The sequence below is a fragment of the Thermodesulfovibrionia bacterium genome (assembly GCA_030646035.1).
Taxonomy (GTDB): domain Bacteria; phylum Nitrospirota; class Thermodesulfovibrionia; order UBA6902; family UBA6902; genus JACQZG01.
This window is the reverse complement of the sequence record JAUSMY010000045.1, coordinates 1-10,806: the sequence shown is the minus strand read 5'-3', so window position 1 is coordinate 10,806 and position 10,806 is coordinate 1. Positions and strand designations below refer to the sequence as shown.

Sequence of the window (10,806 nt, the reverse complement as noted above, 5' to 3'; positions counted from 1 at the left end):
ATTCACATCACCGTCTGCCGTAAGCTTGATAGCGGTGTCACCGACTGTATCATCGTCTGTATCAATATTATTGGCATTGGCTGTCACAGCCCATACGTCAATGTCTTTGCCAGCCTTTATCTCTACTCCGCCGTCTGTCGCTAGGATCGTCCCGTCTGTCTGCTCTGTGCTGCCGAGCGTTGAGGTTATCGCTATGTCACCATCAACATCGCTCAGTACCGTTGTATTACCATTGATGGTCACATCGTTCTCACCGGCTATGATGATCATTGTGCCTGCTGCGTCTGCACCATTCCTTGCTGTAACCACATCCGAGGTCACATTGTGACCTTCCATAATTATCTGCTCGCCTATAACGGCTGAATCATTGTAAATTGTCAGGTCTCCGGCGGTGCTTGAGTCACTATCAGCTATAATATATACATTACCGGCATCGCTCAAATCATTATCGGCAGTAATGTCAGCGTCAGCGCTAACGCCTCCCACGACTATATTGTTAGCCGCAGATATAAATATACTGCCATCCGCAGTGATGTCGTCGATTATGTCAACACTTCCCATAGAAGAATCGATATACACATTACTTCCGATAGCAGAAAGAGGCCCTGCCGTATTGCCTATCGTGCCATAAAGGGCAACGCCTTCCCTGCCGTCAATGTCTACATTTCTGCCTGCCTGCATGTCGCCTCTGTTCTGTGTCACATCGCCCTCTGTGGCAGTGATATTAATGTCGCTTGAACTGCCACGGCCGGCTGTAAGGTTGTCATCCAGAACAACATTGTATACCGCGTCAATATCGATAGTGCCGTTATCATCAGCGTCCAAATTGTCAGCCGTAAGCGTATCTACCTGCACATTGAAGCCGCTTATTGTGATGTCATCAGCAGTGATCGAGGAATCTGTATGCATCGTCACACTGCCGAATCCGCTGTCGTTATTTAAACTATTAGCAGTAACTGTTACTGAGCCTTCGCCCCAGGAAGTCACATCAGCAGTTCCATCCATAAATGCTACATGGTCATTAGCAAGTATCTGCACAGCATGGTCGCCGGCTGAGTCAAGAGGATTAGCAGTACCTGTTGTTATCTCTGCATAAGAGATTATCGAGCCTGCTGATCCGTTTGCGTCAAGCAGAATGTCACCGTCCAGAGCCACAACTCCAAGGCCGCCGACTGACTCATCTGCTATCGTTATAGTGCTGCCCGCGGTGATGAGCCTTATGTCGCCCTCGTCAGCATCGTCATTGTCAAGCTGGATGACTGTTACATTATCTGTCTCATCAATGTTTATATCACCATCTGCAGGTTTTCCCACTGCAGGAATAGCTAAGTTTTCAATATCGAGTGAACCTGCGGATGTTTCAATTGCAACATCTGCTCCGGCGCCTGATACATTGCCCACACCGGTTACGGCATCAATTACTACACGGCCGTTGTTTGCGTCTATATCGATATTGGTATCGCCGCCGTCAATAACTGCGGAATCTGAAACTATCGTGACAGCCGTATTGCTTGCACTTGTTGTCTTCAGTCCGGTGAGTGTAATGTTACCACCATCAGAAGATGACGATGCAGTCATGGAGATAAATCCTGAACCTGCATCAATCGTCGCGCCATTAGCCATGAATATCAGATCGCCGGAGTCGCCTGCGGCTGTGCCGTTGGCATTTGCAATGATAGTCACATTACCCTCGGCAGGAGAGGAGATAAAGCCGTTGCGCCCGCCTTCAGTGTTGCCAAAGAACACGCTGTCATTTGCGGTTATCGTCACATTGCCTTCTTCTGTCGTGATACCGTCATTTATTACAACATCTGAATTTCCGCCGCCTGCTGTCAGCCTGACGCTTCCGCCTTCAGACACGCCGCTTCCGTCAACCGCAATAATTACAGGCTCTGTGTCATCACTATTATCCACCACAGTAATCGTACCGTTTGTTGTCACTACCCTGATAAAGCCGTTGTTGTCGGTCTGTTCAGGTGACATCTGGACTATTTTGTAAATATTCATAGCATCGGTCTCTGCAATGTCTATATTGCCGGATGCGGTATTCTCCATCTCAACGCCTAATACAGTTGTCTCTATCGCGTCATTTGCAGCACCGCCTGTTGCGGAGAGTGCGCGTCCTACGCCTGTTACTGTCTGAGTGAGAAGGCGTCCGTTTGCGGCATTGACATTAACAAATACATCACCGCCGTCAACTATTCCGGCGCTTGTGCTTGTGAGTTCTACAGCTCCCTGGCCTGTTGCATTTGTTGCATTGGTAGTAAGCAGGCCGCCGAGAGTGATGTCCTCGTCAGCGCTTACGAATATCCTGCCTGAGTCAGCATCTACCAGTGAACCGTTGCTCATTGTTACCGCTCCGCCTGAGCCGTCTTCATCACCGTCAGAGTCGGCTATAATCGTTACTGAGCCTGTTCCCTGAGCCTGAACCGTGTAGCTATTGCTTATAGTGACTGTGTCACCTGCCGTAAGGAGGATATTTCCGCCGCCATCGCCAGGAGCCACAGTATAGGTGCTTCTAACATTTGCGTTTATAGCAAGGTCATCAGTAGTTGCGGTTCCTAAAGCTGAAAGCGTGATGTCTCCACCGTCGCTGTTTAGTACATCCGCGCTCACCGTCAGCGGGCTTGCTGCGGTTATTGTGATGTTGTCGTCGCCTGAGTCGTTATTAGCCGAATCTGTTATTGTTACGCCGACAGGCCTCACCTCTGCTGCGCCTGCACCGCCGTCTCCTAATGAGTTGACTATCTCGAGGTCGCCTGTATTGATTATGTGTATGTCACCGCTGTCTGTTGTAGCCGCTATCTCATCAATAGATGTCTCAAGGCCGTTTGCGTCAGTGCCTATGCCTGTCTCTGCTGAGATCACAACCTCAGAATTAACTCCTCCGTCAACATCTATGTCAACATCCGTGTCGCCGCCGTCAATTACCGCGCCTGCAACAGTCTCGATGTAAACCGCTACGTTGCCTGCGGTGTTGTAGTTTGTCTTGAGTCCGCCTATTGTGATGTCACCCTGTGCATCCATAGTTATGAGGTCATCACCTGCGTCTATCAACGCTCCGTCAGCCATGAATATCTTGCCTGCTCCGGCAACACCCATAGCGTTTACATCAACATATCCGGATGTTGTTGTGACATCACCGGCAGCTGCAAAGTTGACATCATTGGTTACTGATGTCAGCGTTACCGTTCCATTAACAGCCGTCACAGCCGCATTGACATTAAGGTCATCATCATTGCTTGTTGCTGCATCACCTGCTATCAATGTTATCGTGCTTGCAGCGCCTGCCGTGCTTACAGCCCCGTTAATTGTGAGCGTGCCGTCTTCTGTCTGTATGTTGACATTGCCAGCACCTGCTGTTAAATTGGCAGCCCCGAGTACAACAAGGTCATTGTCAAGCCCGTTTGTCTCATATATATTGATATGTCCGCTTGTAGAGTTGGCTGCCAGAACAGTTGTGACATCGGTCTCTATGTCGTCAGCTGAACCAATACCTGTTGCTGCGCTCATGACAAGATCATCACCAATGATATTTGCTGCCTCTCCTGTCAGGTTGTCGATTATCGCGCCTATGCCATTGCTCAGGTTGCCCTGAGGGCCGTCACTGTCAGCGGTTATAGTTATGTCACCTAAAGCATCACCGCCGCTAAGGCTTACAGGGAGCGGGAACTGCGCAACCGCTATAGTAACGCCTCCTGATGCTGAAACAAGAGCGCTGGCACCGGGATCAAGGTTAATAGCAGCTGCAATGGCAGCATTTGTTACTAAACCGCCGGATATATTAGCAGTTACGATAATGACGTTACTGCCTGAGAGACTCACATCGATAGTGGGCCAGCCGGGCATATCGAAAATGATCAACCCGACGTTTCCTGAGTTGCCATAATTCTGGGCGGTCAGTACAAGGTCAGTATTAAATGTGAGGGGCGCGGCTTTATTAGCTGAAACTACAGAGCTGATGCTTACATCGCCTGATGCTTCCAGCGTGATGTCACCGCTGCCGGACCTTGTCTCTGTGCCGTCAGCCATTGTGATGACTCCGTCAATGTTACCGTTATGAGGTGTTCCTGAGTTGTAGTCAACACCCGCATATATGCTGATATTACCTGAGCCTGTGGCTGTCACATCATCATTCTGATAAACATCATCACCGGCATAAAGGGTGATGTTGCCGTTTCCGCCTGAGGCTGTGATTGTATCATTGATCGTCATGTCATCAGCCGCAGTAATACCGTCTGCCACAAGCAGTATGTCACCGCCCACAGCATTTAATACAGGTGCGCCGCCAGTAACAGTGAACGGACTTGAGGCGATGATAGTAATGTTATCGCCATCAGATCCACCGGGGCCTGTTATGGAAACTCCGTCAGGGCCTATTAATGTACCGTTACCGAATGGGATGCCGGCTCCTGAAGCATCAAATGTGGCCAGGGCGCCGTCGTTCTGAATATTTATGTCACCGGTTAATGTAGTTGCCGCCAGGAAATTAACATCTGTATCAAGCCTGTTCTCAGGCCTGTCAGAGTCATCAGTGCCGATGCCTGCGCCTGCCTGCATCATAAGGGTGTCACCCACTATATCGCTTGTGAGATCGCCAAGCGGCTGGTCTGTCGTGTTGAACTCTACTATCCTGCCGCCTGCGGCTGTTGCGCCGAGGAAGATGTCATCATCAGACTGCACATAGTTAACCTCCATGTCACCGCTCTGTGCGTCGATAGAGACATCATGTGTACCTGCCACGCCTGTGTCTGAACGAACATCAGTGGCAACCGTACCCCTTCCTGTCTCAAATGCAAGACCGTTTGTCACAAGGATAATATCACCGTCATTGGTATCAACATCAAGAAGGTCTATACCGTTGTCACCGAGAAGAGGATCATCGTCAAGCTCGGTCAGGATGATATCCCCGAGAAGAGTTGAATCGGCCATAAGCGTTCTTATGCTCATCTCGATGTCATCCTCTCCTGTCCCGCCTATGTCATTCAGTGCAGTAAGGCTTACTTCATCACCGACGAGATCAGTTAAAGCGTCTGCAGACCGTCCTACTGCAGGAGAACCATCGTGCTCATATATTGAACCAAAGGTCGCTGTCATTGTTATGTCATCAGTGAAAGAGTCTCCGACATCGCCAACATATATATTCCCGCCGCTCGGGTCACTTGCAGTAACGAATATGTCATCATCCGCATATACTTCATCGAGCCAGATATGGGCAGGGTCTGTACCTGCTGTGCCGGTGCTTGTCAGGGTTACGTCCTTACCAAGGCCCTGGGCATTGGCAAGGATCACATCAATATAGCCGCCTGCAGTGATCGTGATACTGCCGTCTACTGTCTGATAATTTGCAGTGTGGTCATCAGGGTCAAGGATATTTATATCGCCTGATGAAGATGTCGTTTGCCCGGTACAGATATTACAATTCACCTCTAATTGATACTTCTTGCCGATACCGATTGCTGAGAACATGTAAACATTATCCCCTGTAATATCAACAGCAGCATCCTGTGGCAGTGCCACCGGTATCGCGGTTACGAGTTCGTCGATGAATCCGTTCGTGGCTGTAATATACACATCCCTGTTCAATGTTATAGCTGGGCCTATGCCGACAACATCTATCGATATGTCACCGAAATCAGCAATAACCTCTATATCATCTTCAGCCAGAACAGAGCGCAGGATCATACCGCCGGCATCGGTGTATAGCTTCACATCACCGCCGCCTGCAGGATTTATGATATTTGGACTTAGCAGGCCACTATTAGCATCACCGTCATCGTCACCGGCACTTACAATTACCGCCTCTATGCCCTGCGTTGCCGAAGCTCCGACATTGGATATCATGATAGAGCCGTCAGTTGTGGTTGCAGAGTCTATCTTAAGTCCGCCGCCGCCTGTCTGCTGGAATGTAATATCAGCTTCAGGATTATCTATCTGACCGGCAGAAACAGTAGCAAGAGTTACATTGGTACTTCCAGAATTTGTATTCTCGATATCAATTCCGGCTGCTACATCAGTAGCCGTAGTGTTAGCAAGTATGGTATTAGCCTGTGTATCGATATCGCTGGTTGTGATACCGATCCCGTTTGCAGCGGTCATTGTGACGGTGTCGCCAGCTACATATTCATCTTCTGTGCCGGCATCGGCATCATCTATAACACCTAACGTTGCTGTTAAGGAAACGTCACCGGTCGTAGTGGTCCTGACCTCATCAGAAAGGAGAATGTCATTCCCGGCTGTCATGGTGATATTACCTGCCATTGTGCTGTTAACAGCTGCGTTTATTTCAATATCATTTACAGCATCAATATCAATATCATGTTCGGCATGCATGCCGTCTCCGCCTATCGTTACATTAAACGGCGGGTCAATATCTATGGAGCCGCCGGAGTCTATCTCACTCTCAGTCCCGTCAAGAGTGAAGTCGCCGCCAAGGAGATCATTTTCATAATCAGCGGTTATCTTTATGTCGCCGTTGCCTACCGTTCTTACTACGCCGGTGTTAGCGCCTGCACCTACATTGATGTCTTCGCCCTGAAGCGTTATGTCGCCGTCAATGGACGTTATGGAAGAGGCTGCGGTCTGCGCTATATTAAGGTTACCAACTCCACCCTGGTTTGAATCAGCTGTTATATTGATCGTGCTTGATCCATCAACAGTGATGTCAGCATCGATATTAACGTCATCATCTGCATCGATATCAACATATCCGCCGGCATTTATATTGCCGGTTAAATTAACACTATTGTAAGCGGTCAGTTCCACATAGTCGCCTGCAGATAGATCACCGTCTACATCAATGTCACCACTGTTAGCTTCCATGTCGATGTACCCTGTTGCTGCAGTTACTTTGTCTTGCGTCCAGATACTCGAGCCAGCAGTAATATCAACACTTCCGCCTGCAAGAAGAGGCGAACCTGAATACGCGTCAACATAATCAAAATATGATGTTAGTGAAATGTTTCCTGAGTTAGCAGTTATCGAAGATGCATTTATATCAAGCTCGTCGTCTGCGACTATATTCACATATGTACCGGCAGCTATCGGGGCGTTCTCCAGATATACATAACTGTTGTTTGAATATATCTCTGTATATGTGCCCGAACCGATACTTGAATCAATAGTTGAGCCAATGATATCAACCGATGTGTTTGCGGTTATACCAACATATGTTCCGGCAGTGATCGGGGTGCTGTCAATATTCACATACGATAAGACTGATAAAATATCTACACCCTCGCCTGCATTTATATCAGAAGTGTATATATCTACCGACCCGGCGCCTGATGCAGCAGCAACAGCAGCATACTCACCGGCCCTGACAAGAGTGTCCTGCATGTATATATAGTCATTGGCAGCAAATATATCAACATGGCCTCCGGCACTGACAACAGAGTTGTCAATATATATAGAGCTGGAGTTTGTATAGACATCAACATCAGTATCTGCGCCTATATCAGAGTCAACGATATCAACATAAGTTTCAGCAGAGATATCAACAAGCCCGCCTGCTCTGACTGTTGCGTTTGTAAGAGTAGCCGATGTCTGATCTGAAGACATCGTGACATCCGTGCCTGCGCCAATGTCAGAGTCAGTTACTAAAATCTCGTAAGTACTTGCCATATCCACATAAGTACCGGCGTCAACTCTGGAGCCGTTGCTGACTTCTACTGTGTCATCTGAGTACAGCTCTACATAAGTATCTGCACCAACATCAGAGCCGTTCAAGATAAAGACATCCGAGTTACCGTTCATATAGACAGATGTGCCTGCGCGTACGACCGAGTCGTCCACTACAACATCAGAATCAGCATCCAAACTTACATAATCACCGGCTTTTACACTTGAGCTGTAAAGCCCGACATCACTATTATCTGAATACATTGTGACATATGTGCCTGCGCCTATATCAGAGTTATCTACAAGCACTTCATATGTAGCATTCATATCAACATAAGTACCCGCGTCTACACGGGAACCATTGCTGACTTCTACGGTATCATCAGAATAAAGCTCTACGTAAGTATCTGCCCCAACGTCAGAACCGTTCTGAATAAAGACATCCGAGTTGCCGTTCATATAGACAGATGTGCCAGCACGAACAACCGAGTCATCCACTACAACATCAGAATCAGCATCCAAACTTACATAATCACCGGCTTTTACACTTGAGCTGTAAAGCCCGACATCACCATTGTCTGCATTCATAGAAACATCGCCTGCAAGCGCTGTAACAGATGCATTATTAATATCTACATAAAAATTGGCATCTACATTTACCCTGCCGCCTGCTATCATGTCTCCGCCGATGTTTACATCAATATATGAAGCGCTTGATGTCAGCTCAATATCTCCTGCGGCTGCTGTAAGGGTGTCATTAACCTCTATCTCATTTACTGCGTTTACAATAATGTCCTGGCCGGCATAAACAGGGGCGCCGGACTGAACAATTACGTTATCGGTAATTGAATCCACATATACATTCCCTGAGAGTGATGTTACGGAACTATTAATATCTACCGTATTATCAGCTTCTAAATCAACATCGCCTCCGGCCGATATCCCGGCGTTGATCGTAAGGTCAAGCGGCGTATCAATTGTTACGGTGCCGTTGCCTGAGTTTGTAACGCCGTTACCGTCAATGGTAAGCCCGTTTGTGGAAACCGTATCCAGCTCAATTATGTTCACATTGCCGCTTGCGGTGTTGACAGCCTCTACAGTTGAAACATCTGTATTCACATCTATTCCGGTTGCCGCGCCCATATTCAGGTCAGGCGTTGTGATGAGTCCTAATGCGCCGCTGGTTATGGCGCCATTGTTGCTGAACATGTCTACGCTTGTAACAGCGGTAATATTATTACCATTCATAGAGATGTCAGAGCCTGCCAACATGGATATTTCATCTCCTGCGGTTACATCACCATCTAATGAAATCACCTCGCCTGCATCCATCGTTATATCAAAATCCGCATCGATAGTTGCGCCATTGGTTTCAATTATGCCGCCGGTTTCAGCTACCAGATAAACGTTATTAGCAGTAAGGTCTTCACCAAGATTCGCGTTTATAAACATATCATCGCCTGCTGTAGCAGTTATATCAGCTCCGTCTGCATCAACAGTGTTGTTAAACGTCATGTCCCGGCCTGCAACAAGCGTTACAGCTCCGTCTGCATTTATCTCCTCAAGCACAGCATCCTGACCGGCTGTAACATCGACTGTTGACCCGCTGTTCGTTTCCGTATCAAGCAATGCCGTGATCGTTACGTCGTGGCCGCCTGCTATATCAATGAGTCCGCCTGCTGTTACATCACCTGCCACTGTTACATCCTGGCCTGCATCCATTGTTACATCCTGGCCTGCATCTATCGTACCAGTTGTATCAATACTGCCTAACGCTGAGGCAATTGTTACGTTATTGCCTATTATTGTACCGCTTCCGATCGTCCCGTTAAGGTCTACTCCGGCTCCGCCTGTCACTGCAACACTGCCGCCTGCAAGCATGTCGCTGCCGGCGCCTACCTGCGTTACTGTGCCCTCTGTGCCGGTTATAGTTATGTTGCTCGTAACGCCTGTGCCTGCTGTAAGTGTGTCATTCAGCGTTACGTTGTTGTCTGCGCTTACTGTGATATCCCCGGCTCCGGTCATTACCAGTGGTGCGCCTGTGTTGTCCGCTGTTAACGCATCCACCTGTACGTTCTGGCCGGTTATTGTGATGTCATCGCCGTAAACGGTGAAGTTGCCCATTGTAACGTTACCGGCGCTGCTGTTGTCCGCATCCGCGTTGATCGTTACGTCGCCGTCATCGCCGCCGTCCTCGTCTGCAAGTATGTTGGCGTCTATGCTTACGTTGTTGTCTGCATTGACCGTTACTCCGGTCTCTGCCGTTATTGTGAAGTTGATGTCTGTGTCATTGCCGCTTGTAAGCGTTACGCTGGCTAATTCGCTGTCTACTGTCGCGCCGAGTGTTATGTCAAGGCCCGCGTCTACTGTTATCGCGCCGCCTGCGTCAAGTGTTCCTGCCGCTCCTGTTACTGCATTTCCAGCTGTTGCTGTTATATCAATTGTGCCGGATGTCTGGCCTGCTGTGACTGCGGCATTAAGTGTGGCATTATCTTGGGTCGTTACCGTGACATTACCTGTCCCGCTGGCATTTCTGTCTGCAGTAAGCGTGCTCGCTGTTACGTTGTAACCGCTTATATCTACGTTTTCTCCGGTTATTAACACTGTAGCTGTAAGGTCGCCTGCACTGCTTGAATCGTCATCAGCTGTCAATGTCGCATTACCAGTTCCGTTTGAGTCGCTGTCTGCTGTCACAATTGCCCCAACTGTGATGTTGTTGGATGCCGTAATGTCTACATCGCCTGTAGCTGTTACTACGTTGCTTATTGTCACATCAACTGGGTCTATTGCAATATTCAGCCCAAGAGACCCTGTCGCAATTAATCCTGTGCCGCCTACATTGACGATTACATTGCCATCTGCCGTAAGTTTGATGGCATTGCCGCCTGTCATGTTATTGGCATTGGCATTAATTGATATGACGTCTATGTCTCTTCCTGCGACTACTTCCACGCCTCCGACTAACGCCTGAATCGTACCGACTGTCTGTGCCATGTCTCTGCCGGTGGTAATGGTTATGTTTCCTGTGGTGGCTGTCACGTTATTGCTGACCGCTGCATCTTCATCAGCTGTCATTGTTACGTTTGTCTGTGCTATCACTGTGTTGCTGGTTGTGATATCGTTGCCTGCCGTTATTGCTACGGTTGTGGTGTCGGCTGTTACTGTGCCTGCCAATGTTACGTTGCC

1 protein-coding gene is annotated in these 10,806 nt (G+C 48.4%); it reads right to left on the bottom strand.

Annotation, left to right across the window (positions count from 1 at the left end):
- A partial coding sequence (locus Q7U10_06920) for a hypothetical protein (protein MDO8282339.1) occupies positions 1-10,806 on the bottom strand: 10,806 nt, incomplete at both ends.